This window comes from Angustibacter sp. Root456 (assembly GCF_001426435.1).
Lineage (GTDB): Bacteria > Actinomycetota > Actinomycetes > Actinomycetales > Angustibacteraceae > Angustibacter.
On record NZ_LMER01000017.1, the window covers coordinates 27,058 to 50,410 of the forward strand.

Annotated in this window: 20 protein-coding genes and 1 pseudogene; 14 read left to right on the forward strand and 7 right to left on the reverse strand. The window is 71.5% G+C overall.

Features of this window, described 5'->3' with window-relative positions; translation table 11 throughout:
* The first annotated feature begins 15 nt into the window (after positions 1-15).
* The 6 genes and pseudogenes from ASD06_RS11230 (at position 16) to ASD06_RS11265 (ending at position 6,518) form a co-directional block, all read left to right on the forward strand.
* Positions 16-849, forward strand: coding sequence for an alpha/beta fold hydrolase (locus ASD06_RS11230; RefSeq protein WP_056677290.1), 834 nt, complete (start codon positions 16-18; stop codon positions 847-849).
* 31 nt (positions 850-880) lie between these two features.
* Positions 881-1,885: a zinc-dependent alcohol dehydrogenase family protein gene (locus ASD06_RS11235; protein WP_056677291.1), complete on the forward strand. Its 1,005-nt coding sequence runs from the start codon at positions 881-883 to the stop codon at positions 1,883-1,885.
* 9 nt (positions 1,886-1,894) lie between these two features.
* Positions 1,895-2,947: a hypothetical protein gene (locus ASD06_RS11240; RefSeq protein WP_082537957.1), complete on the forward strand. Its 1,053-nt coding sequence runs from the start codon at positions 1,895-1,897 to the stop codon at positions 2,945-2,947.
* Entirely contained in the window at positions 2,878-3,792 is a 915-nt protein-coding gene (locus tag ASD06_RS11245) for an SDR family NAD(P)-dependent oxidoreductase (RefSeq protein WP_056677293.1), read from the forward strand. Before ASD06_RS11240 ends, ASD06_RS11245 begins: the two co-directional genes overlap by 70 nt.
* Before the next feature lie 130 nt (positions 3,793-3,922).
* A complete protein-coding gene (locus ASD06_RS11250) occupies positions 3,923-4,531 on the forward strand; it encodes an NAD(P)-dependent oxidoreductase (RefSeq protein ID WP_056677295.1) in 609 nt (202 codons plus the stop codon).
* An 830-nt stretch (positions 4,532-5,361) separates the two neighbouring features.
* Positions 5,362-6,518 (forward strand): annotated as a pseudogene (locus ASD06_RS11265) (IS3 family transposase).
* A 317-nt stretch (positions 6,519-6,835) separates the two neighbouring features.
* On the opposite strand, the gene ASD06_RS11270 reads toward ASD06_RS11265, so the two are convergent.
* The 3 genes from ASD06_RS11270 to ASD06_RS11280 all read right to left on the reverse strand — a co-directional run bounded on the left by ASD06_RS11270 (position 6,836) and on the right by ASD06_RS11280 (position 11,141).
* A complete protein-coding gene (locus tag ASD06_RS11270) occupies positions 6,836-9,742 on the reverse strand; it encodes a vitamin B12-dependent ribonucleotide reductase (RefSeq protein WP_056677307.1) in 2,907 nt (968 codons plus the stop codon).
* A 193-nt stretch (positions 9,743-9,935) separates the two neighbouring features.
* Positions 9,936-10,430, reverse strand: a complete 495-nt coding sequence (gene nrdR, locus ASD06_RS11275; RefSeq protein WP_056677311.1) for a transcriptional regulator NrdR — start codon at positions 10,428-10,430, stop codon at positions 9,936-9,938.
* A 309-nt stretch (positions 10,431-10,739) separates the two neighbouring features.
* Positions 10,740-11,141, reverse strand: a complete 402-nt coding sequence (locus ASD06_RS11280) for a LysM peptidoglycan-binding domain-containing protein (protein WP_082537958.1) — start codon at positions 11,139-11,141, stop codon at positions 10,740-10,742.
* Positions 11,142-11,400: 259 nt separating this feature from the next.
* Here ASD06_RS11280 and lexA point away from each other — a divergent pair, with 259 nt between their 5' ends.
* Positions 11,401-12,147, forward strand: a complete 747-nt coding sequence (lexA, locus tag ASD06_RS11285; protein WP_369853731.1) for a transcriptional repressor LexA — start codon at positions 11,401-11,403, stop codon at positions 12,145-12,147.
* Here lexA and ASD06_RS11290 read toward each other — a convergent pair.
* Together ASD06_RS11290 and ASD06_RS11295 are read right to left on the reverse strand one after the other, a co-directional pair.
* Positions 12,144-12,491, reverse strand: coding sequence for an STAS domain-containing protein (locus ASD06_RS11290; protein WP_056677318.1), 348 nt, complete (start codon positions 12,489-12,491; stop codon positions 12,144-12,146). The genes lexA and ASD06_RS11290 overlap by 4 nt on opposite strands.
* Before the next feature lie 215 nt (positions 12,492-12,706).
* On the reverse strand, positions 12,707-14,032 hold the full coding sequence (locus tag ASD06_RS11295; RefSeq protein WP_056677321.1) for a patatin-like phospholipase family protein: 1,326 nt from the start codon (positions 14,030-14,032) through the stop codon (positions 12,707-12,709).
* Between the two features lie 66 nt (positions 14,033-14,098).
* Here ASD06_RS11295 and ASD06_RS11300 point away from each other — a divergent pair, with 66 nt between their 5' ends.
* From ASD06_RS11300 to ASD06_RS11320, 5 genes are read left to right on the forward strand one after another with little or no spacing between them, the layout of a single operon-like run.
* Entirely contained in the window at positions 14,099-14,818 is a 720-nt protein-coding gene (locus tag ASD06_RS11300; RefSeq protein ID WP_056677801.1) for a hypothetical protein, read from the forward strand.
* 35 nt (positions 14,819-14,853) lie between these two features.
* On the forward strand, positions 14,854-15,468 hold the full coding sequence (locus ASD06_RS11305; protein ID WP_056677325.1) for a DUF4126 domain-containing protein: 615 nt from the start codon (positions 14,854-14,856) through the stop codon (positions 15,466-15,468).
* Positions 15,469-15,479: 11 nt separating this feature from the next.
* The gene (locus tag ASD06_RS11310; RefSeq protein WP_056677804.1) at positions 15,480-16,316 is read left to right on the forward strand and encodes a carotenoid biosynthesis protein; all 837 of its coding nucleotides are present in this window, start codon (positions 15,480-15,482) and stop codon (positions 16,314-16,316) included.
* On the forward strand, positions 16,313-17,458 hold the full coding sequence (locus tag ASD06_RS11315; RefSeq protein WP_235502312.1) for a glycosyltransferase family 2 protein: 1,146 nt from the start codon (positions 16,313-16,315) through the stop codon (positions 17,456-17,458). The genes ASD06_RS11310 and ASD06_RS11315 overlap by 4 nt, the downstream gene beginning before the upstream one ends.
* Before the next feature lie 29 nt (positions 17,459-17,487).
* On the forward strand, positions 17,488-18,999 hold the full coding sequence (locus ASD06_RS11320) for an NAD(P)/FAD-dependent oxidoreductase (protein ID WP_056677328.1): 1,512 nt from the start codon (positions 17,488-17,490) through the stop codon (positions 18,997-18,999).
* 60 nt (positions 19,000-19,059) lie between these two features.
* Here the strand turns inward: ASD06_RS11320 and ASD06_RS11325 are convergent, their stop codons facing one another.
* Positions 19,060-19,743, reverse strand: coding sequence for a CDP-alcohol phosphatidyltransferase family protein (locus ASD06_RS11325; protein ID WP_056677330.1), 684 nt, complete (start codon positions 19,741-19,743; stop codon positions 19,060-19,062).
* Positions 19,725-20,663, reverse strand: coding sequence for a methylenetetrahydrofolate reductase [NAD(P)H] (gene metF, locus ASD06_RS11330; RefSeq protein ID WP_056677333.1), 939 nt, complete (start codon positions 20,661-20,663; stop codon positions 19,725-19,727). Before metF ends, ASD06_RS11325 begins: the two co-directional genes overlap by 19 nt.
* Positions 20,664-20,759: 96 nt before the next feature.
* Between metF and ASD06_RS11335 the strand changes: the two genes are divergently transcribed.
* Together ASD06_RS11335 and crtI are read left to right on the forward strand one after the other, a co-directional pair.
* Positions 20,760-21,836, forward strand: coding sequence for a polyprenyl synthetase family protein (locus ASD06_RS11335; protein ID WP_056677335.1), 1,077 nt, complete (start codon positions 20,760-20,762; stop codon positions 21,834-21,836).
* Positions 21,833-23,353, forward strand: coding sequence for a phytoene desaturase family protein (crtI, locus tag ASD06_RS11340; RefSeq protein ID WP_056677339.1), 1,521 nt, complete (start codon positions 21,833-21,835; stop codon positions 23,351-23,353). Before ASD06_RS11335 ends, crtI begins: the two co-directional genes overlap by 4 nt.

A 23,353-nucleotide genomic window follows, 5' to 3' on the forward strand; every position in this document is an offset into this window, starting at 1 on the left:
GCTGAGGAGCCCGACATGACCAAGCTGACCGTCGGCCAGGAGAACGGCCACGACATCCAGATCCACTTCGAGGACCACGGCATCGGCCAACCGGTGGTGCTCATCCACGGCTTCCCGCTCGACGGGCGATCGTGGGACAAGCAGGAGCGGGTGCTGCTGGAGGCCGGCTACCGCGTCATCTCCTACGACCGCCGCGGTTTCGGCGAGTCCAGCCGCACCACCATCGGCTTCGACTACGACACCTTCGCCGACGACCTGCACGCCCTGCTCGAGCACCTGGACCTTCGTGACGTCGTCCTCGTCGGCTTCTCGATGGGTAGCGGTGAGGTCGTGCGCTACCTCGGCCGTCACGGGTCCGCCCGCATCAGCAAGGCGGCGCTGATGGCCAGCGTCCCGCCGTACCTGCTCAAGGCGGACGACAACCCCGAGGGCGTCGACCGCGAGGTGTTCGAGGGCATCAAGGCCGCGATCGTCGCCGACCGCCCCGCCTACTTCAAGAACTTCCTGGACGACTTCTTCAACGTCGACGTCCTCGGCGGCACCCGGATCAGCGAGCCGGCCTGGCAGGCCGCCTTCGCCATGGCGCTGCAGGCCGGCCCGCACGCCGTCCACGCCTGCGTCGACACCTGGCTCACCGACTTCCGCCCCGACCTCGCCAAGGTCGACGTGCCGATGCTGCTCGTGCACGGCGACGCCGACCGCATCCTGCCCTACGCATCGACCGCGGCGCGGCTGCCCGCGCTCGTGCCCGGGATCACCTTCGTCACGGTCAAGGACGGCCCGCACAACATCGCCTGGACGCACCCCGAGATCGTCAACCCCGCCCTGCTCGACTTCCTCAAGTCCTGAAACCGCTGCGACAGAACCGAAGGACACCACCATGGCCACTTCCATCCCCACCGTCATGAGGGCGCAGCTGCTCACCGCCGTCGAAGAGCCGCTGCACCTCGCCGAGCTGTCCGTGCCTACGCCCCGTCACCGCGAGGTACTGGTGCGGATCGCCGCAGCAGGACTGAACCCGCTGGACACCAAGATCGCCGCCGGCGAGGCGGCGCACGCAAAGGTCACACCACCGGCCGTTCTCGGCCTCGACGCCGCGGGCGTCGTCGTCGCGACCGGCTCGGGGGTGGAGGGCTTCCGGCCCGGTGACGAGGTCTACGGGATGATCGGCGGGGTCGGCGGGGTGCAGGGCAGCCTCGCCGAGTACGCCGCCGTCGACGTCGCGTTGCTGGCCCACAAACCGGCGCGATGGTCGATGGAGGAGGCGGCCGCTCTGCCGCTGTCGGTCATCACCGCGTGGGAAGGACTCGTCGACCGGGCTGGCGTCGGCCCGGGTCACGACGTACTGGTCCACGGTGGCGCCGGCGGCGTAGGTCACGTCGCGGTGCAGGTGGCACTGGCTGCCGGCGCCCGCGTCTGGGCCACGGGAGCCGCGGGGCAGGCCGACGTGCTGCGCGGCCTCGGCGCCGTCCCGATCGACTACGAGACGACGCCGGTCGAGAAGTACGTCGCCGAGCACACGGGCGGCGAGGGCTTCGACATCGTCTACGACACCGTCGGCGGCAGCAACCTCGACCGATCGTTCCTGGCGGTCAAGCGCTACACCGGCCACGTGGTGAGCAGCCTCGGCTGGGGCAGCCACAGCCTGGCTCCCCTGTCGTTCCGCGGCGCCTCGTACTCGGGGGTCTTCACCCTGCTCCCCCTGATCACCGGCGAGCAGCGGGCCGCCCACGGTCGGATTCTCGCCTCCGCTGCGACACTGGGCGCGGAGGGTCAGCTGCGCCCGATCGTCGCGCAGACCTTCTCGTTCGCCGAGGCCGAGCAGGCACTGCGACAGGTGGCGCGCGGCGTTCCGGCCGGCAAGGTCGTCGTCCAGATCGCGTAGGCGACCGCCATGTCCTTCCAGAGGCGCATACCGCCCAACGCCTTCGGGATGGCCTTCGGGCTCATCGGGCTGTCGGGCTGCTGGCTGACCGCCGCCACCGCAGCGCTGGTGCCGCACTGGGCCGGCACCGGCCTGCTCGCGCTCACCGCCGTGGTGTGGCTTGCGCTGCTGGTGGCCTATTGCGCACAGCCCGGGGGCACCCGCACCATCGGTGCCGACCTGGTGCACCCGGTGCTCGCGCCGTTCGTCACTCTGATGGCCATCACCCCGATGCGGTTGGCCGCCCTGGGCCTGCGTCCGTACGCACCCAGCGCCGGCCGGGTGGTCGTCGACGCACTCGTCGTGGTGCTCGTGCTGCACGGGTGCTGGTTCACCGGGCAGCTCATCTACGGCGACTACCCGCTGCACCAGATCCACCCGGGGTACTTCCTGCCCACCGTGGCCGGCGGACTGCTCGCCGCGACGAGCGCCGCCGAGGTCGGCCAGCGCGGGCTCGGACTCGCGCTGTTCGGCTACGGCGTCCTGTGCTGGATCATCCTCGGGTCGATCATCCTGGGACGCCTCATCACCGGGCCGCCACTGCCCCAGGCGCTGCAGCCGACCCTCGCCATCGAGGTGGCGCCCGCAGCTGTCGCCACGACGGCGTGGCTCAGCCTCCATGACGGCCGGATCGACGTCGTGACGCAGCTGCTCGCGGGCTACGGCGTCCTCATGGTGCTGGCCCAGCTGCGGCTGGTGCCGCTGTTTCGACGACTGCCGTTCCAGCTGGGGTTCTGGTCGTTCACGTTCTCTTGGGCCGCCGTCGCTATCGCGGCTCAGCAGTGGCTTCAGGGCACCCGGCCGCCTGGCTACGTGGCGTGGGAGTGGCTCGCTCTGGTCTCGGCGACGGTCCTGATCGGGGGCATCGGCATCCGCACCGTGGTCGCGCTCGTTCGCAAGCAGCTCTTCGCCACACCCCAGCACCTCCCCCATCCCGACGAGAAGGACCAACCATGGACCGCATCAACACTCCCTTCGGCTTCAGCTCGAGCACTGCCGACGTCACCGCCGGCATCGACCTGACCGGTAAGCGCGTCGTGGTCACCGGAGCCGCCTCCGGCATCGGCATCGAGACCACCCGAGCCTTCGCCGCACTCGGCGCCCAGACCACGATGGCAGTGCGCAACGTCGACGCCGGCAGGAGGGCCGCTGCCCAGATCACCGCGTCCACCGGCAACCCTGACGTGCACGTGGAGCCGCTGGACCTCGCCGACCTGCGCACCGTCGCTGCCTTCGCCAACCGCTGGGAGGGCGTCCTGGACATCCTCGTGAACAACGCCGGAGTGATGGCCCTGCCCGACCTGCAACGGACCCCTGAGGGCAGAGAGATGCAGTTCGCCGTCAACTACCTCGGGCACTTCGCGCTCACCCTCGGCCTCCACGGCGCCCTCGCGCGGGCCGACGAAGCCCGCATCATCTCGGTCAGCTCCAGCGGACACCTCTTCTCGCCCGTGCTCTTCGATGACCCGGACTTCCGCTTCACGCCCTACGACCCCATCGTGGCCTACGGGCAGTCGAAGACCGCCTGCACGCTGTTCGCGGTGGGGGCGACCGCCCGATGGGTCGACGAGGGCATCACCTCGAATGCCGTGATGCCGCGGGCGATTCCCACGAACCTCCAGCGGCACACCGGCGGCCTGCGCGCCCCAGTTGAGCGACGCAAGTCGCCCGCTCAGGGGGCGTCCACCACGCTGCTCGCCGCCACCTCCCCCCAGCTCAAGGGCATCGGAGGCCGCTACCTGGAGGACAACAACGAGGCCGCCGTCGTCGACCACCGAAGCCCCGACCTGACCGGCGTCGCCCCCTACGCCCTGGACCCCCAGGGCGCCGAACGGCTCTGGGACCTGTCCCTGCAGCTCCTCGCCTGATCGGCGGCACACGTGCACGCCCATCGCTCGACCGGTCCACGGTCGCTGGAAGGACGTCTGACATGAACACCGACAAACGAACGCTCGGATGGATCGGTCCCGGTGACCAAGGTGCCCCGATGGCCCGCGCGTGAGCGAGGCGGGGATCGAGCTGCACGTCTGGGTTCGGCGCGACGCTTCGCTGACAGCCCTCGCCGGCGTCCCGTTCGTCGTCCACGACGAGCTCGCAGGCTTGGCGAGGGCGACCAACGCAGTCCCCCTGTGCCTTCGCGAGGACTCCGACATCACCGACGTGGCACTGAACGGCGGACTCCTGGCGGCCATGTCGCCTGGATCCATCCTGGTCAACCACGGCACCGGCCTTCCCGACTACGCCGTGTCGCTGGCCGCTCGGGCCGCCGACCACGCGGTGACGGCGCTGGACGCGCCGGTGAGCGGCGGTCATCTCGGTGCAGTGGCCAAGACACTGACCACGATCGTGGGCGGCGACAACGGCGCGCTGGAGAGAATGCGGCCGATCTTCCAGACGTTCTCGACGAAGGTCGCCCACGTGGGCGGCCCCGGCACCGGCCAGACCGCGAAGCTCATCAACAACGCGCTGCTGATGATGAACCAACAGAACGTGCAGCTCGATCTTCGCCTGGCTCAGCGGATGGAGCTCGACATCCCGCAGGTCATCGACCTGCCGCTGTCCAGCACCGCGTCGAGCTTCGCGCTGGGGCGTTGGGCGGGGCGGTGACCGTTTGGGCGCCTCGCCGAGCGCGGGCGCTGATGCCGAGATGCTGATGCGCCGAAGCGACAACGCCCCGGTTCCGGCCACGGACATACCGTGACCGAACCCGGGACATTACTGATCGCTAGCAGGACATTGCTGAACGACTGAGCAGGGACATTCCCTGGTCGTTCACATCAGCTGTCGACGGTCATCCAATGTCCGTCCAACGGTCACGGAATCTCCGCGGGGGGGCCACCAAGGCTGACAGCCCCCTGGGCTCAGCATTACCGACGGCAACGTGCGAGTCACCGATGTCGGTCTCGCCGAGGTGCCTCCCAGTGGGCGGGCCCGGGAGAACGACCGCGCTGAGGGAACTGTTCCGGCGGCGTCACCTCCCACGTGAGCGAGCCGCCGAGCACCGCTCGCGTCGGAGTGGCAAATCGCGCGTCGAGAACTGCGTGCAAGGACGTCGAGAGCAGCGCCATCGCCCCGTCTTCCGGATCCCGACCGGGCCAGAGGTACTCCACGTCAGCCGCTGCGCCTGACAACGCGCCTTCGAGAACCGCGCCGTCGGCAGCGACGCTGACCACGCCGTCGGGCCACCGGTCGTGGACACAGTGGACTTCATCGAGGTCTTCCGCGACGGACGTGACCGTGAGGCCGGCTCGTCTGCAGATTTCGGCTAGCTTCTGCATGGTTACGCGCATTGTGTGCCCGTCGGCCATGCCGTGATGATGTTCTTTGTCACGCGCCCCACAATCACGTTGGGAAAGTAGTGGTCCACGACCTGGTGTGTCCCGGCTTCCGCGGCGTCCGGATTTCTGGATTCTGGTGCCTGACACCAGGAGGCCAAGTTGGGAAGACGGGGTTACCCGCCGGAGTTTCGTCGCAAGGTCCTCGACCTTCTCGAGGAGGGTCGCAGCGTCGCCCAGGTCGCACACGACCTCGACATCAGCGAACAGTCGATCTACACCTGGCGCCGCCAGGACCGCATCGATAAGGGACTCGTCCCTGGTCTGACGACCAAGGAGAAGTCCGAGCTGACCACGGCGAAGAAGCGGATCGCCGAGCTCGAGACCGAGTTGAAGGCAGCCCGCCGTGCAGTCGAGCTGCTGCGGGAGGAGGCGGACCCAAAAGGCGGTTCTCGGCGGTCGAGGTGATGGTCGCCGAGAAGATCCCTGCCCAGGTCGCCTGCCGCGTGCTCGCCGTGTCGGAGTCCGGCTACTACGAGCGCATCAAGCGAGCACCCTCGCAGCGGGCGGTCCGGCACGCCTGGCTGACCGACCTGATCACCCAGATCCACCTCGAATCGCGCGGCATCTACGGCGGCCGACGCGTCCATGCCGAGCTCACCCTCGGCCGCGGGGTCGCAGTCGGGCACGGTCAGGTCGAACTGTTGATGCAGCGAGCCGGCCTGCGCGGCGTCACTGGCCGGCCGAAGTGGAAGCGGACCAAGCCGGACAATATCGCCACCGACCGGGTCAACCGGGCCTTCGGCAGAAACGGCCCGAACCAGCTCTGGGTCACCGACATCACCGAGCACCCCACGCGGGAGGGAAAGGTGTACTGCTGCGTCGTCCTCGACACCTACTCGCGACGCGTCGTGGGATGGTCGATCGACGCCTCTCCGACCGCGGCGTTGGTGACGAACGCGCTCGGGATGGCGATCGACAGCCGGCTCGGGAAGACGACCGAAGCCGGGACCGTGATCCACTCCGATCAGGGCGTCCAGTTCGCGTCCTGGGCCTTCACCGATCGCGCGAAGGCGTCCGGGCTGGTGCCGTCGATGGGCAGTGTCGGGGACTGCTACGACAACTCGATGATCGAGTCGTTCTGGTCCCGCATGCAGGTCGAGCTGCTCGACCGGAAGAGGTGGAAGACCCGGGTCGAGCTGGCCAACGCGATGTATGACTACCTCGAGATCTGGCACAACCGACGTCGGCGTCACAGCCAACTCGGGTGGCTCACGCCGATAGAGTTCGAACGCATCAACACCATCACGGTGGCATGAGAATCCAAGAATCACGACTCCGTGGAACCCGGGGCAGACCAGAGCCTCCACTGAACCCGGGGCGGTTCACTTCGTGCTGCCGCGGACCGGTTGGTCCGCACTTGTTAGTCGATCACAACCCTCCGACAGGCTGCCGGTCTGGCCGTCAAGCACACCGGCCCGGCCCCATGGGGGCCGGGCCGGCGGTCGTGCAGTCACTTGCGACGTACTCGGTCGGCGCGTGCCACGGACATTCCGTTGACCGGATCCGCGACATTGCTGACCGCTGGCTGGACATTGCTGAACGACTGACCAGGGACATTCCCTGGTCGTTCACATCAGCTGCAGCCGCTGGTGCTGCCGCACCCCTCGCACACGTAGCAGGAGCCGGCGGGACGCATCTTCGTACCGCAGGTCATGCACATCGGCGCGTCGGCCGCCTTGCCCTGGAACTTCTCCAGCAGCTCGGCCGAGGAGTGGACGCCGGAGTCGACGGCCTTGGCAGCCGCAGCCCCGCTGCCGGTCTTGTCCGACACCTCAGCCGGCTTCGTGGTCGGCTTCATCGACACCGACTGCGAGAGCGCCTCGATCTCGTTCTCGGCCTCCTCGTCGTCGGCCGAGCCGGCGTCGTCCACCGGCGCGTACGAGCCGGTCTCGAGCTCGCGAGCCCGCTCCTCCGCGGTGTGGATCCCCATGAACGACCGGGTGTCGAAGTCGAGGTAGTCCAGCGCCAGGCGGCGGAAGACGTAGTCCATGATCGACTGCGCCATGCGGATGTCCGGGTCGTCGGTGAGACCGGCCGGCTCGAATCGCAGGTTGGTGAACTTCTCGACGAAGGTCTCCAACGGGACCCCGTACTGCAGGCCGATCGAGACGGCGATCGAGAACGCGTCCATGACACCGGCGAGGGTGGAGCCCTGCTTGCCGAACTTCAGGAACAGCTCACCGAGGCCGTCGTCCGGGTAGGAGCCGGCGGTGAGGTAGCCCTCGGCCCCGCCGACCGCGAACGAGATCGTCTGCGACGGACGGCGCTTCGGCAGGCGCTTGCGCACCGGGCGGTACTCGACCACCTTCTCGACCGTAGCCTCCGCCGAACCGTCGTGCGCCTTGTCGGCACCCTTGGCCTTGGCGTCCGACAGCGGCTGGCCGACCTTGCAGTTGTCGCGATAGACGGCCAGAGCCTTCAGGCCCAGCTTCCACCCCTGCAGGTAGACGTCCTCGATCTCCTCGACCGTGGCCGTCTGCGGCAGGTTGACCGTCTTGCTGATCGCGCCGGACAGGAACGGCTGCACCGCCGCCATCATGCGCACGTGGCCCATCGGGGCGATGGCTCGCGCACCCATGGCGCAGTCGAACACCTCGTAGTGCTCGGGCTTCAGACCCGGCGCGTCGATGACGTGGCCGTGCTCGGCGATGTACTCGACGATCGCCTCGACGGTCTCCTCGGTGTAGCCGATCTTGCGCAGGGCCCGCGGGATCGTGAGGTTGACGATCTGCATCGAGCCGCCACCGACGAGCTTCTTGAACTTCACCAGCGAGAAGTCGGGCTCGATGCCGGTGGTGTCGCAGTCCATCATGAAACCGATGGTGCCGGTGGGGGCGAGCACCGACGCCTGCGCGTTGCGGTAGCCGTTCTTCTCCCCCAGCTTCACGACGTCGTCCCACGCCTTGGTGGCCAGCCGCTGCACGTCCTTGTCCATGGTGTGCATGGTGCGGATCGCGTCGTTGGCCGCAGCGTGCTTGCGCATGACCCGCTGGTGGGCGTCGGCGTTGCGGGCGTAGCCCTCGTACGCGCCGACGACCGCAGCCATCTCGGCCGAGCGCTTGTAGGCGGTGCCGGTCATGAGCGAGGTGATGGACGCCGCCAGCGCGCGGCCGCCGTCGCTGTCGTACGCCAGGCCCGAGGCCATGAGCAGCGCACCCAGGTTGGCGTAGCCGATGCCCAGCTGGCGGTACTTGCGGGTGGTGTCACCGATCGGCTCGGTCGGGAAGTCCGCGAAGCAGATCGAGATGTCCATCGCGGTGATGACCAGCTCGACGACCTTGGCGAACGTCGCACCGTCGAACGATCCGTCGTCCTGCAGGAACTTCAACAGGTTCAGGCTCGCGAGGTTGCACGAGGAGTTGTCGAGGCTCATGTACTCCGAGCACGGGTTGGACGCGGTGATCCGGCCCGTCTCGGGGTTGGTGTGCCAGTCGTTGATGGTGTCGTCGTACTGCAGACCTGGGTCGGCGCACGCCCACGCGGCCTGGGCGATCTTGCCGAACAGCTCGGCGGCGTCGACCTCCTCGATGACCTCGCCGGTGGTGCGGGCCTTGAGCCCGAACTTCCCCTTGGCCTCGACGGCGCGCATGAACTCGTCGCTGACGCGCACCGAGTTGTTGGCGTTCTGGTACTGCACGCTCGTGATGTCGTGGCCGCCGAGGTCCATGTCGAAGCCGGCGTCGCGCAGGACGCGGATCTTGTCCTCCTCGCGCGCCTTGGTCTCGACGAACTCCTCGATGTCCGGGTGGTCGACGTCGAGCACGACCATCTTCGCCGCGCGCCGCGTGGCGCCACCGGACTTGATGGTGCCGGCGCTGGCGTCAGCGCCGCGCATGAACGAGACGGGGCCGGACGCCGTGCCGCCGGACGAGCGGAGCAGCTCCTTGCTGGAGCGGATGCGCGAGAGGTTGAGGCCCGCGCCGGAGCCGCCCTTGAAGATCAACCCCTCCTCGCGGTACCAGTTCAGGATCGAGTCCATCGAGTCGTCGACGGACAGGATGAAGCAGGCGCTGACCTGCTGCGGCGAGCTGGTGCCGACGTTGAACCACACGGGCGAGTTGAAGCTGAAGACCTGGTGCAGCAGGGCCCAGGTGAGCTCGTGCTCGAAGACCTCGGCGTCCTCGTCGGCGCTGAAGTAGCCGTGCTCCTTGCCCGCCTTGACGTAGGTGAGCACCACGCGGTCGATCAGCTGGCGCAGGCTCTGCTCGCGCTGCTCGGTGCCGACGGCGCCACGGAAGTACTTGGTCGTGACGATGGTCGAGGCGTTGACCGACCAGAAGTCGGGGAACTCCACACCGCGCTGCTCGAAGATCGTCTCGCCGGTCTTCCAGTTCTGCTGGACGACGTCGCGTCGCTCCCACGTCACCTCGTCGTACGGGTGCACGCCAGGGGTCGTGAAGATGCGCTCGACGCGCACACCCTTGCCGCTCTTGCCCGGACGGCGCGCGCCTGCGCGTGCACCGCTCGTGGTCTCTGTCATCTCGTCGTCCCCTCGCCTTAAGTGGTTCAACGCACCCGTCGTCGGCCGTATTGCCTGCGGTGCTGCTGCTGTGACTGCTGTGACTGCTGTGACTGTCGTGACTCGTGTGGTGCTGTTCGGGGCGAGTCCCCCCGAGGAAGTCAGTGGTGACCGCTGGTGGCGTCGGCTTCCCCTCCGCCGCCACCAGCGGTGACTAGGGAGCGCCGCCGGCGTCGTGAGCGGCCGGCTCCACGCCGGTCGGCTCGCGCTCGGCGCGCAGCAGGGTGATCGCGGCTTCGAAGTCCTCGAGCGACTCGAAGGCCTGGTAGACGCTCGCGAAGCGCAGGTAGGCGACCTCGTCGAGCTCGCGCAGCGGCCCGAGGATGGCCAGACCGACCTCGTGCGCCTCGATCTCCGCGCAGCCGGTGGCCCGGACCGACTCCTCGACTCGCTGGGCGATCAGGGCCAGGTCGTCCTCGCCGACGGGGCGGCCCTGGCAGGCCTTGCGGACGCCGGACAGCACCTTCGCGCGGCTGAAGGGCTCGGTGACGCCGGAGCGCTTCACTACCGACAGGCTCGCCGTCTCGACGGTCGTGAACCGTCGCCCGCAGTCGGGGCACTGGCGCCGGCGACGGATGGAGGCGCCGTCGTCCGTGGCGCGAGAGTCGACGACGCGCGAGTCGGTGTGCCGACAGAACGGACAGTGCACCTCGCCCCTCCCTTCACGCGTTGCACCGACGGCCCTCGAAGACCTCCGAGAGGTGATCCCGCCGCTCCGTGTGGATGGAGCTGTGGACTGCCTGGGGAGAACCTGTGGGTTGACGACCACAATCTGTGGACGAGTCACATCGGTGTAACTACTAGATGTTGGGGTGAACGCTAGGCCGTGACCGACCGACTACGCAAGCAGGTTGGGCGTGTTGCGCGGCGTGTCGGCCGAACAATCCACGTCGCCGTGCTCAGTGACCCAGATCACGGACGTGAGCCAGGCGGTCGCGGGCCGGCTCAGCGCGCCGGCTCAGCGCGCCGGGACGGCGATGCGGTCGCCAGCGCGGACCCCAGAGGTGTCGCGGGCGTTGAGCTCGAGAATGCGAGCGACGGTGTCGCGACGGTCCTCGCTCGGCGCCACCTCTCCCGCGATCGACCACAGCGTGTCGCCCGGAGCGACGGTGACGTAACGGACCGGGACGCGCTGGGCGTCGGTGCCCGCTCCCGCGACGCCGCCGGCGAACAGCGACACCGCGACGCCCGCGGTGGCGAGCAGCCCGGTGACAACCAGGCGCCCCCGCCGGGTGAGTCGCAGCGGCGCGCCCTGGCGACGGGCACGGCCAGCGCGGGTGTCGGGAACAGCCACCACCGCGGTGCGCGCAGGGCGACGACGCGGGTTGCTGACGGGGGCAGAGAAGGTGATCGCGGTCATGGGGGCCTCCGGGGGAAGAGGATCGAACGTCTGTTCGATCGAACGCCTGTACGAGTTCTAGCACCCAGTGCCGACACCTGTCGAGTCGGAATCGAACGGACGTTCGAAGTGGGCTGTTCCTCGTGCTCAACCCCATGCCACCAGAGACCACCGACAGTCCGGGCCCGGCTCACGCGCGGGCGACACGTTCGAACAGGTGTTTGAACACCGGGGCCTGCTGGCCCTAGGGTCAGGGGACGAACGGGCCGCGGGCGCCCGGATGCGACCTGGAGGGGCGATGGCCAAGGCGGGACGACCGGCCGACGTGCACGAGCTGCCGGAGCGCGACACCGGTGACGGCCTCACCGCCCGCCAGCGGCGGGTGCTCGAGACGATCCGCGACAGCGTCGAGCGCCGCGGGTACCCCCCGAGCATGCGCGAGATCGGGGAGGCGGCTGGCCTGGCCAGCCCGAGCAGCGTGTCGCACCAGCTCGCCGCGCTCGAGCGCAAGGGATACCTGCGGCGTGACCCACACCGGCCTCGGGCCATCGAGGTCATGTCGCCCGACGCGCCGCCGGTGACGACGAGCGCGCCCCAGGCCGTGCCGGACGCTCAGGACGTCGACGTCACGGGGTCAGGCGACGAGCGACCCACCCCGTCGTACGTGCCGGTGGTGGGCCGGATCGCGGCCGGTGGCCCGATCCTCGCCGAGGAGGCGGTGGAGGAGGTCTTCCCGCTCCCCCGTCAGCTCGTCGGCGAGGGGCAGCTGTTCCTGCTGAAGGTCGTCGGGGACTCCATGGTCGACGCCGCGATCTGCGACGGCGACTGGGTGGTCGTGCGCCAGCAGCCGACGGCAGACAACGGTGACATCGTGGCGGCCCTGCTCGACGGCGAAGCCACGGTCAAGACGTTCAAGCGGCGTGACGGGCACGTCTGGCTCATGCCGCACAACCCCGCCTACGAGCCGATTCCCGGCGACGAGGCGACAGTGCTCGGGCGGGTGCAGGCGGTGCTGCGTCGCGTCTAGGCCTCGCTGAACTCGGTGGCCGCTCGCTGCTGCACCGCTCGCTCCTGCACCAGCACCCGCTGGATGCCGTGCCGCTGCATGGCTTCCAGCACCACAGGCGACGGTGCCACCACCGTGACGCTCGCCGGCTGCGCCGCGCGGCGCAGCTCGAGCAGCAGCCACACGCCGGCCAGCTCGAAGCCGGTGACGTTCTGTGCGAGCACGCGCACGGGCAGACCCGTGGTGTCGGCTCGGTTCGTGACGAGATCGTCGACGAGCTCGCGGATCTCCGGCTGCAGCCGTGAGTCGATGCAGCCGTGCAGCACGACCAGCACGTGGGCGTCCGTGTCGACGAGCAGGGACACCGATCCGGCGTGCGTCGCCGGTGGGACCAGCGGGGCGCTCAGATGAGTCGCTCGAGGCATGAGTCAGGGCCTTCCAGTCGCGGCCCCCGAGGGCTGCCCACGGGTCGCCGTCCCCTGACAGGGTCGGTGCCGTGGTGGCAGGCCCGCCGCGTCTCTGGACGAGTCACCACGAACCGTAGCAAGCCGAGCAGCGTTCTCCAAGATCGTGAATCACTTCAGGGCGTGCGCCCGGCCACGCGCCGGCGCCCGAGCAGCGTGCGGTGGGCCGAACCGCGCAACGCCGCGGCGGCGACGCGCGGGTCCGCGACCTGCTCGTGAGGAGGGCGCACCGGCGCGTCGATCCGCACCAGCGCGGGCGCGTGCTTGCGCACCGCGTGGTCGGCCACGAGGTAGCCGTGCCGCTCGAGCACCTGCTGCTCACCGGGTGAGAACGCGTCGAGGTCGGTGCGCACGCGGGCGATGAGCTCCACGACCTCGAACGGGTAGCCAACGGCGTCGACCAGGCCGTCGAGGTCGGCGACGACGTCGTCGATCCCCCACGTGCAGCCGGCCAGGACGTCGCGGGCGTACGCGGCGTGCAGCCAGCGCAGTCGGGTGTTGCTGCCCGAGCGCCCGAGGATCTCGAGCGAGCGCGCGAGCCGGCCCACCACGGTGCGTTGGGTCGTGGCGCGGAACACTCCACCGCCGTCGCTGACGAGGACGTCGTGGTGCGACTTCCAGACCGGCTCCAACCCGAGGTTGTCGTAGACGCCGCCGTCGACGAGCTGCAGCCGACGCAGCAAGCGGCGATGCTGCTCGGCTGTCTCGAGCTCGCGGTAGCCACCGGACAACCGCTGCGTGAGCTCGCGGGCCACCCGGCGAGGCGCGAAGAACGGCGGCTCCGCGCAGGACGTCGCGCACGCGTCGCCGAGCCGCCACCGCGAGCTGGGCGCGGCGTAGCCGGCGCGGTACGAGCCGACGCGAGCGGGCGCGTCACCCCAGGCCGTCTGCTCGATCCAGTCGACCCCGAACACCAGGTCCGTGGCGCTGACGACGACCCGCGGGCCGGCCCGTCGAGGCGCGGCGAGCGGCTGGTCGAACGGCGTCTGCTGCGCGAGCTGACGCGCGAGCTCCTCGACGGCGGCGTCCGGATCGAACCACCGCCACGGCAGCAGGCGGGACAGCAGCGCCGGTGTGCGGATGTTGCGCGCGGTCAGCGCACGCAGGCCCGCGGCGACGTGCTCATCGAAACCACCGACCCGACCGTCGTCGCGGTTCCAGTCCAGTGCCGGGTGCGCCAGCATCGCCGCAGCCAGCGAGCCGCCCGACACGCCGCTCACCGTGCGCACGTGCGCCAGAACGCCCAGCTCGTCGAGACGGCGCAACGCCCCCAGGTGCACCAGGGCCGCGCGGTACCCACCGCCAGACAGGCACAGGCCGGTGCCGGTGCGGGCGCGCGGGGTCGCCGTGGCCTCGCGGAAGCTTGAGTCGCGCACCACCGGCAGCGCGTCGTCCGGCGACGCGGCGGTGAGCAGGTCGGACGGGTCACGCACTTCGGTCATGAGCTCACCGTGCCAGCCACCACCGTCAGCACGGCCGATCCGCAGGCGCGTCGGTACGGTGAGCCCGTGTCCGACCCGCGCACCGCCGTCCTGCACCTGTGGTACGTCCCGGCGCGGCGGGTCCCGGGAGCGCTGTTGCGCATGGCGACCACCCCGGCACGGCTGCGCCGCACGCCCCACCTGCGCTTCACCAAGGCGCTGGGCACGGGCAGCGGGCGGACCTTCACCGTGCGCGACGCCGACCCGCACCACTGGGCGCTGCTCACGGTCTGGGACGACGACCACGCCGCCGCCGCGTTCGCGGCCGCTGAGGCCGACCACCCGGCTCTGCGCTCCTGGCACCAGATCGCCGACGAGGAGCTGGTCGTGCGGCTGCGGCCGATCGCCTCGCGCGGCGAGTGGTCGCGACAGCGGCCCTTCGGTGACCCGACCCCGCAGAAGGTCACCGGGCCGGTCGCGAGCATCACCCGGGCCCGGATCACCGCACGCAAGGCGGTGACCTTCTGGCGCGCCGTGCCGCCGGTGTCTCACGACCTGCACCAGGTCGAGGGACTGCGCCTCGCACTCGGCATCGGCGAGGCCCCCGTGGGGCTGCAGGGCACCTTCTCGCTGTGGGACGACGCCGAGGCGCTGATGCGCTTCGCCCACCGCAGGGAACCGCACGTCGACGCGATCCGTCGAACCGCGCTGGAGGGCTGGTACGCCGAGGAGCTGTTCGCCCGCTTCGCGGTGCTCGACGTGCGCGGCACCTACCGCGGGCGCCCGCTCGACCAGCCCACCGGTTAGGCGCCGCACCCGCCCACCGACCACTGGGAGACGTCATGGGAGCCGAGCTGCTGCCGTGGGTGCTGACCTCCGGCTGGGCCAGCGGCATCAACGCCTACGCCGTCGTGCTGCTGATGGGCGCCTTCGGCCGCCTCGGCGTCGACGCCGTTCCCTCGGCGCTGCAACGCACCGACGTGATCGTGGTGGCGGCCGTGCTGTTCGTCGTCGAGCTGGTGGCCGACAAGGTGCCGTACGTCGACTCGGCCTGGGACGCCGTGCACACCGTGGTGCGTCCGGTGGTGGGTGCGGCGATCGCCGCGCTGCTGGCAGGCGACGCAGGGAGCCTGGAGCAGGCCGTCATGGCCGCGACCGGCGGTGGGTCCGCCCTCGCGAGCCACCTGGTCAAGGCCGGCCTGCGCGCTGCGGTCAACACCTCCCCCGAGCCGGCCAGCAACGTCGTGGTGAGCACCGGAGAGGACCTCACGGTGGCGGGTGTCGTCTCGTTGGCGGTGCTCAACCCGTGGGTCTCAGCCGTGCTGGCGATGACCCTGCTCGTCGTCGGCGCGGTGCTCGTGACGTTGCTCTGGCGGCGGATCCGGCGAGCACGGCGGCGCTGGCGGGGCTGGCGCCGTCGGCGGTGGGGCGACGCGCCGCGGACGCCCGCCACCTAGACTCCGGCAGCGTGACCGTCCGAGAGCGCACGCGAGCCCCCCGAGCCAGCCACGGCAGGCGGCGCGCCGGGCTGCACGCCGGGTCGGTGGCCCTGGCTGTCGCGACCGTGCTGGCGCAGATCGCCTACCCGCTCACCGAGGGCGAGCCGCTGCGCCTGCTCACCATCGCCACCGTGCTGCTCTTCGCAGCCGCCTCGGTGCTGCACGCCGTGGCGTCTCGCGGGCCTCGCTGGGGCCTCGGGCTGCTCGTCGTGGCCGGCGGCATCGGGTTGGCCGCCGAGTCGGTGGGAGTGCGCACGGGCCTGCCGTTCGGCGACTACTCCTACGCCGACACGCTCGGGCCGAAGCTGCTGGACGTCCCGGTGATCGTGCCGCTGGCCTGGGTGATGATGGCCTACCCGAGCCTGCTGCTGGGGCGCCGGCTCTCCCGTGCGGCGGCCCGGCGCGGCCGAACCCGCACGCCGTCCGGGTCGGTCACGGTGGCGACCGGTGCCCTCTGCCTGGCTGCCTGGGACCTGTTCCTCGACCCCCAGATGGTGGCGGCCGGCCACTGGGCCTGGCACGACCCGCACCCCGCGCTGCCGGGCGTCCCCGGCGTCCCGGTGAGCAACTACCTGGGCTGGCTGCTCGTCGCCTTCGTCATGGTCGCGGCACTGCACGTGCTGCTGCCCGCCCGTCCGCGAGCCTCGGAGGACGTGCCCGGAGCGCTGCTGGCCTGGACGTGGGCGGGCTCGGTGCTCGGCAACGCGGTGTTCTTCGACCGCCCGGCCGTCGCGGTCTGGGGTGGGGCGGCCATGGGCGTCGTCGTCGTGCCGTACCTCTACAGCTGGTGGGACGGCCGCCCGTGACCCCACCGGCCGCCGGCCCGCTGCACCGGGCCGCCCGCCGGCTGACCTGGGTGAGCTCGGCGGCGGCGGTGGCGCTCACCGCCCACTCGGTCTGGAACGCCCGCCAGCTGCGCCGGCCGCCGCGTCCCGCCGGCGCCCCGGCCGAGTGGGTCTCGGTGCTGCTGCCGGTGCGTGACGAGGCCCACCGCCTCGAACCCACGCTGCGGGCCCTGATGCGGGCGCTCGACGCCTGTGAGCACCGCGCCGAGCTCGTCGTGCTCGACGACGAGTCGACGGACGGCACCGCCGAGCTGGTCCGCGAGGTCTGCGGGCACGACGTGCGGGTGCGCCTGGTGACCGGCGAACCGACGCCCAAGGGGTGGCTCGGCAAGCCCTGGGCGTGCGCGCAGCTCGCGGCCCAGGCCAGTTCGCTCAGCTCCGTGCTCGTCTTCGTCGACGCCGACGTCGTCGTCGCGCCGGACGCGATCTGCGCCACGGTGGCGCAGCTGCGCGAGGCCGACCTCGACCTCGTGTGCCCCTACCCCCGGCAGGAGGCCCGCGGATGGGGTGAGCGGCTCGTGCAGCCGCTGCTGCAGTGGTCGTGGCTGACGACGCTCCCCCTGCGGCTGGCCGAGCGGTCGCCGCGCCCGTCGCTGGTGGCGGCGAACGGTCAGCTGCTGGGCGTCGACCGGGCCACCTACGACCGGGCCGGTGGCCACGCCGCGGTGCGGGCCGACGTCCTCGACGACGTCGCGCTGCTGCGTGCCGTCAAGGCCGCGGGCGGCCGCGGAGGCGTCACCGACGGCACGCAGCTGGCCACCTGCCGCATGTACGACGGGTGGAACCAGGTGGAGGCGGGCTACACCAAGTCACTCTGGCGCGCGTTCGGCTCGCCCGCGGGTGGGGTCGCCGTGGCGAGCGGCCTGGCCGCCGTCTACGTGTGGCCGGCGATCGCCGCGCTGGCCGGGTCGCCGGTCGGTGCGCTCGGCTACGCCGCCGGCGTCGCGGGGCGCGTCGTCACCGGACGCCGCACGGGCGCACGGGTGTGGCCGGACGCCCTGGCTCACCCGGCGTCGGTGGCGTTGTTCGGCTGGCTCACGGCCCGCTCGGTGCGGCTGCACCGCCGCGCGGCGTTGCGATGGAAGGGCCGCCCCCTGCCCTGACGTCCAGGACCCTGGCTAGGGTCTGCCTCGTGGCACGCATCGTGGTGGTCGGCGCCGGAATGGGTGGCCTCGCGGTGGCCGCCCGGCTGCGCGCGCAGGGCCACGAGGTCACGGTGTGCGAGCAGTCTGACGTCGTGGGCGGCAAGCTGGGGTGGTTCGAGCGCGACGGCTTCGCCTTCGACACCGGGCCGAGCCTGCTCACGCTGCCGGCGGTCTACCGCGACCTGTTCCTCAAGACCGGGTCGGCACTCGAACGGTCGGTGGAGCTCGTGCCGGTCGACCCGGTGTGCCACTACCGCTTCGCCGACGGCACCGAGCTCGACGTACCCAACGCCTCGCGCGGACGCCTGACCGCCGCGCTCGACGAGGCGCTCGGCGCGGGTGCCGGACGCCAGTGGGCGGACTTCATCGACCGCGCGGGCCAGATCTGGGAGGTCACCCGCGGGCCGTTCCTGGAGTCGCCGCTCGACGGCACCCGCACCCTGATGCGGCTGGCCCGGCGCACCCGCGACGTCGCCACCGTGGCGCCCTGGCGCACGTTGCGAGGCCTGGGCTCGCAGTACCTGCGCGACCCGCGGCTGGTGACGCTGCTCGACCGCTACGCCACCTACACCGGCTCCGACCCGCGCCGCGCGCCGGCGGCCCTGGCCACCGTGCCGTACGTCGAGCAGACCTTCGGCGCGTGGTACGTGCGCGGTGGTCTGCGCCGCCTCGGCGAGGCGCTGCACCAGCGGGTGCTCGACGTCGGGGTCACCGTGCTGACAGGCGCGCGGGTCGAGCGGGTGCTCGTCGAGTCCGGACGCGCGGTGGGCGTCCGGCTGGGCGACGGGCGGACGCTGCCGGCCGACGTCGTGGTGTCGAACGCCGACGCGGCCCAGCTGTACGGCGAGCTCGTGCCCGACCAGGCGGCCGACCCCGCGCGAGCCTCCCTGGCCCGCAGCACGCCGTCGTTGTCGGGGTTCGTGCTGCTGCTCGCGCTGCGCGGTCGCACCCCGGGCCTGGCCCACCACACGGTGCTGTTCCCCGGCGACTATGACGACGAGTTCGACTCCGTGTTCGGTACCGGACCGCACGCTGGTCGGCCCCGCGCCGTGCCCGACCCCACGGTGTACGTGAGCGCGCCGGACGACCCGGCCCTGCGACCGGACGCCGAGCACGAGTCGTGGTTCGTGCTCGTGAACGCTCCACGCCACAGCACGGACGACCCCACCGCCGGTCTCGACTGGGACGCGCCAGGTCTTGCCTCGTCGTACGCCGACCGGGTGCTGGACGTCATGGCCGCGCGAGGGCTCGACGTCCGCGATCGCGTGATGTGGCGCGAGGTGCGCACCCCGGCCGACCTCGCCCGGGCCACCGGCAGCGTCGGCGGCTCGATCTACGGCTCGTCGAGCAACGGCGTCCGGTCGGCCTTCCTGCGCCCCGCCAACCGCTCGCCGGTGCCGGGACTGTTCCTGGTGGGTGGGTCGTCGCACCCCGGCGGAGGGTTGCCGCTGGTCGGGCTGTCGGCGGCCATCGTGGCCGAGCAGATCGGCCGCGCCTGAGCTCTGCACGGGGTGCCAGCACTTCACGCGGTGTGCGCGCCGCGTGAAGTGCTCGGCGGCCTACTTCACGTGATCATCGAGCAGGCGGCGGCGCAGGGTGGGGAGCAGCTGCAGCAGGCCGGTGGCCCCCACCACAGCCCCGAAGACGGCCCCCGCCGTCGGCCACGCGACCGAACCCGGGTACACCCCGGCCGCCAGCAGGAACATCGTCGCTCCGACGACGCGGGTGGGCCGCTCGGCCACGGTGATCACGGCGGCGTCCGGTAGGCCGAGACCGCCCGCCCGGGCCCGGGCGTACTCGTGCAGCATCGCCAGGGCGCCGGCCACGACGGCGAGCCAGCCCGGCGCACCGAGCAGCCACAACGCCACGACGTAGACGGCGTCACTCACCCGGTCGGCGAGCGCGTCGGCCAGGGCCCCCCACCGGCTGGTGCGACCGGTGAGCACGGCGACCGCGCCGTCGAGGTTGTCGACCACCCCGGACACGACCACCACCGGCGCGGCCAGCAGCGGCCACCGCCCACCCGCGAGCGCCAGCGGCACCACGGCCGCCGCGACGACGACGCCGACCGCCGTCACGGCGTTGGGCGAGACGCCGCGGCCGGCGAGCGGCCGGGCCAGCAGGTAGCTCGCGCGCAGCCAGCCGTGCACGAGCCGCGACGCCCGGGGGTCGGTGCCGTGCAGCCGTTCCCAGCCCGCGAGGTACTCCCCCAGGCTGGGCAGGGTCACGACGCTGCGGGCCACGCCGAGAGCCCGAGGGTCTCGTAGATCTCGAGGGTCGCCGTCGAGCGGTTCAGCGTGTAGAAGTGCAGGCCGGGTGCGCCGGCGTCGAGCAGGTCCCGGCACAGCTCGACGGCGATCGCCATCCCCTCTGCGCGCACCGCGGCGGGGTCGTCACCGGCTCGGCGCAGGCGCTGCTCGACCACGTCGGGCACCGCGACCCCCGACAGCTCACCGAAGCGGCGCACCTGCGCCAGGCTGGTGATCGGCATGATGCCGGGGATGATCGGCAGGTCGCTGCCGCGCGCCCGCACCCGCTCGACCAGGCCCACGTAGGCGTGCGGGTCCAGGAAGAGCTGGGTGACGGCGAAGTCGGCCCCCGCTTCGCCCTTGCGCACCAGCACGTCGGCGTCGTGGTCGAGGTCGGGCGACTCCGGGTGCTTGTCGGGGAACGCGGCCACGCCGACGCAGAACGAGCCCATCTCGCGCAGCAGGCGCACCAGCTGGTCGGCGTGGTCGAGGCCCTCGGGGTGGGACTGCCACGGGGCGCCCGGACCGCCCGGCGGGTCGCCGCGCAACGCCATGACGTTGCGTACCCCGGCGTCGGCGTACTGGCCGATCACCCGGCGCAGGTCACCCACGGACGCCGACACGCAGGTCAGGTGGGCCACGGGCGTGAGCGTGGTGTCGCGGGCGATGCGCTCGGTGATGCGCACCGTGCGGTCACGCGTCGAGCCACCCGCGCCGTAGGTGACGGACACGAACGTGGGCCGCAGCCGCTCGAGCCGGCGCAGCGCCGTCCACAGCAGGGCCTCACCCGCGTCGTCCTTGGGCGGGAAGAACTCGAACGAGAACGAACGCCCGCCCGCGGCGAGCAGGTCGCGCAGGCTCTCGTGCACGGTCGCGGCCCCGCTGGGCAGGGTCGACGGGAGTCCGAGAGCCATGCTCAGAGCCTAAACCGCGTCACAGTTGTTCACCGTGGCTGCTCACGTGCTGGGCGCGGCCTAGGCTCGACGTACCCACCAGGCGAGGAGAAACGCGTGACGAACCCGTTGGACGTCGAGGACCTGCGCTCGCGGGTGCAGAAGGTGCTCGACGACCACCTCAGCCTGCAGGCGCGCCGCCTCGAACCGCTCGGCCCCGACCTGGTGCCGCTGCTGGAGACGATCACCGAGCTCACGAGCGGCGGCAAGCGCCTGCGCCCCGCGTTCTGCTACTGGGGGTGGCGGGGGGCCGGGGGCGCCGACGTCCCGCAGATCGTGCAGGCCGCCAGCGCGTTCGAGCTGTTCCAGGCCGCGGCGCTGCTGCACGACGACGTCATGGACGCCAGCGACACCCGGCGCGGCAAGCCCGCCGCGCATCGCCGCATGGCTGCGCTGCACCAGGCGAACGGCTGGCTCGGTGACGCGGAGCGGTACGGCACCGCCGCGGCGATCCTGGCCGGTGACCTGTGCCTGTCGTGGAGCGACGAGCTGCTCAGCCACAGCGGCCTGGACCGCGCGGCGATCGAGCGGGCGCGACCGACGTTCGAGCTGATGCGCACCCAGCTGATGGGCGGTCAGTACCTCGACGTGCTCGAGCAGGTGCTGCCCGAGTCAGCCGGGGGCGGCAGCGCCGAGCGGGTGCGCCGGGTCATCATCTACAAGAGCGCGAAGTACTCGATCGAGCACCCGCTGCTGGTCGGTGGCGAGCTCGCCGGGGCCCGCCCCGAGCTGCTGGCCGCCTACTCGGCGTACGCGCTGCCGCTCGGCGAGGCGTTCCAGCTGCGCGACGACGTCCTCGGCGTCTTCGGTGACCCGGCACAGACCGGCAAGCCGGCCGGTGACGACCTGCGCGAGGGCAAGCGGACCGTGCTCGTGGCCGAGACCCTGCAGCGGGCCGACGCCGCGCAGGCCGCTGCGGTGCGCGACGCCCTCGGGTGCGCCGACCTGGACGGCCAGCGCCTCGCCGCCGCCCGCGAGGCCATGACGGCCACGGGTGCGCTCGACCACGTCGAGGGCCTCATCGCCTCACTGGCCCAGCAGTCGCGCGACGCGCTGGCTGGTGCGCCGGTCGACGAGCCCGCGCGCTCGGTGCTGTTCGACCTCGTCGACGCCGCCACGGCGCGTGCGGCATGAGCCCCCGCACGGTCAAGGGCCCCACTGACCACGTCGTCGTCGTCGGAGCGGGGCTGGCCGGGTTGTCGGCGGCCATGCGCCTCGCCGGCGCGGGCCGGCAGGTGACCCTGCTCGAGCGCGAGGCACGGCCCGGCGGTCGTGCCGGCCAGGTGCAGCTCGAGGCGCCGGACGGCGCCGGCACGTACCGGATCGACAACGGCCCGACGGTGCTCACCATGCCCGACCTCATCGCCGACTGCTTCGACGCCCTCGGCGAGGACATGGCCGACTGGCTCGACCTGCTGCCGGTCGACCCGCTCTACCGCAGCTTCTTCGCCGACGGCTCGCAGATCGACGTCCACGCCGACCCGCAGGCCATGGCCGAGGAGCTGCGACGCGTGTGCGGCCCGGCGGAGGCGGCGGGGTACGAGCGGTACGTGGACTTCGTCTCGAAGCTCTACCGCTACGAGATGAGCGACTTCATCGACCGCAACATCGACTCCCCCCTCGACCTGCTGACGCCCAACCTGGCCCGCCTCGTGGCGATCGGCGGCTTTCGACGGCTGGCACCCAAGGTCGAGCAGTACCTGAAGGACGACCGCACCCAGCGGCTGTTCAGCTTCCAGGCCATGTACGCCGGCCTGTCGCCGTACGACGCGCTCGCGATCTACGCCGTCATCGCGTACATGGACTCCGTGGCGGGCGTGTTCTTCCCCAAGGGCGGCATGCACGCCGTGCCCGAGGCCATGGCCGCGGCCGCGGAGAAGCACGGCGTGCAGATCCGGCTGTCGACCGAGGTGACCCGCGTCGAGCACCGAGGCGGGCGCGCGGTGGCGGTGCACACGGCGTCCGGTGAGCGCATCGCGTGCGACGCGGTCGTGCTCAACCCTGACCTGCCCGTGGCGCAGCGCGAGCTGCTCGGGCGCAGCCCGTGGTCGGTGCGCCGGCTGACGTACTCGCCGTCGTGCTACCTGCTCCTCGCCGGTTCGCGGCGCAGCTACGACCACGGAGCCCACCACACGATCCACTTCGGGCACCAGTGGCGCGAGGTGTTCGAGGACCTCACGTCCGGCCGCCTGATGAGCGACCCGTCGGTGCTCGTGACCAACCCCACCCGCACCGACCCCTCGCTCGCGCCGGACGGCCGGCAGATCTACTACACACTCTTCCCCGTGCCGAACCTGGACTCCGACCTCGACTGGCGTCAGATCGGCCCGGCGTACCGACAGCACGTCATCGAGGTGCTCGAGCAGCGCGGGTACGAGGGCTTCGGCGACGCCATCGAGGTCGAGGACGTCACGACGCCGCTCGACTGGGCGGCCCGCGGCATGGAGCGCGGTGCACCCTTCGCGGCAGCCCACTCGTTCCTGCAGACCGGGCCGTTTCGTCCCAAGAACATCTGGGGCGAGAACGTCGTCTTCACGGGGTCGGGCACCCAGCCAGGTGTGGGCGTGCCGATGGTGCTGGTGTCCGGTCGCCTTGCGGCAGAACGGATCCTGGGCGTCGATCCCACCTACCGCTCACGGGCGCGCCGATGA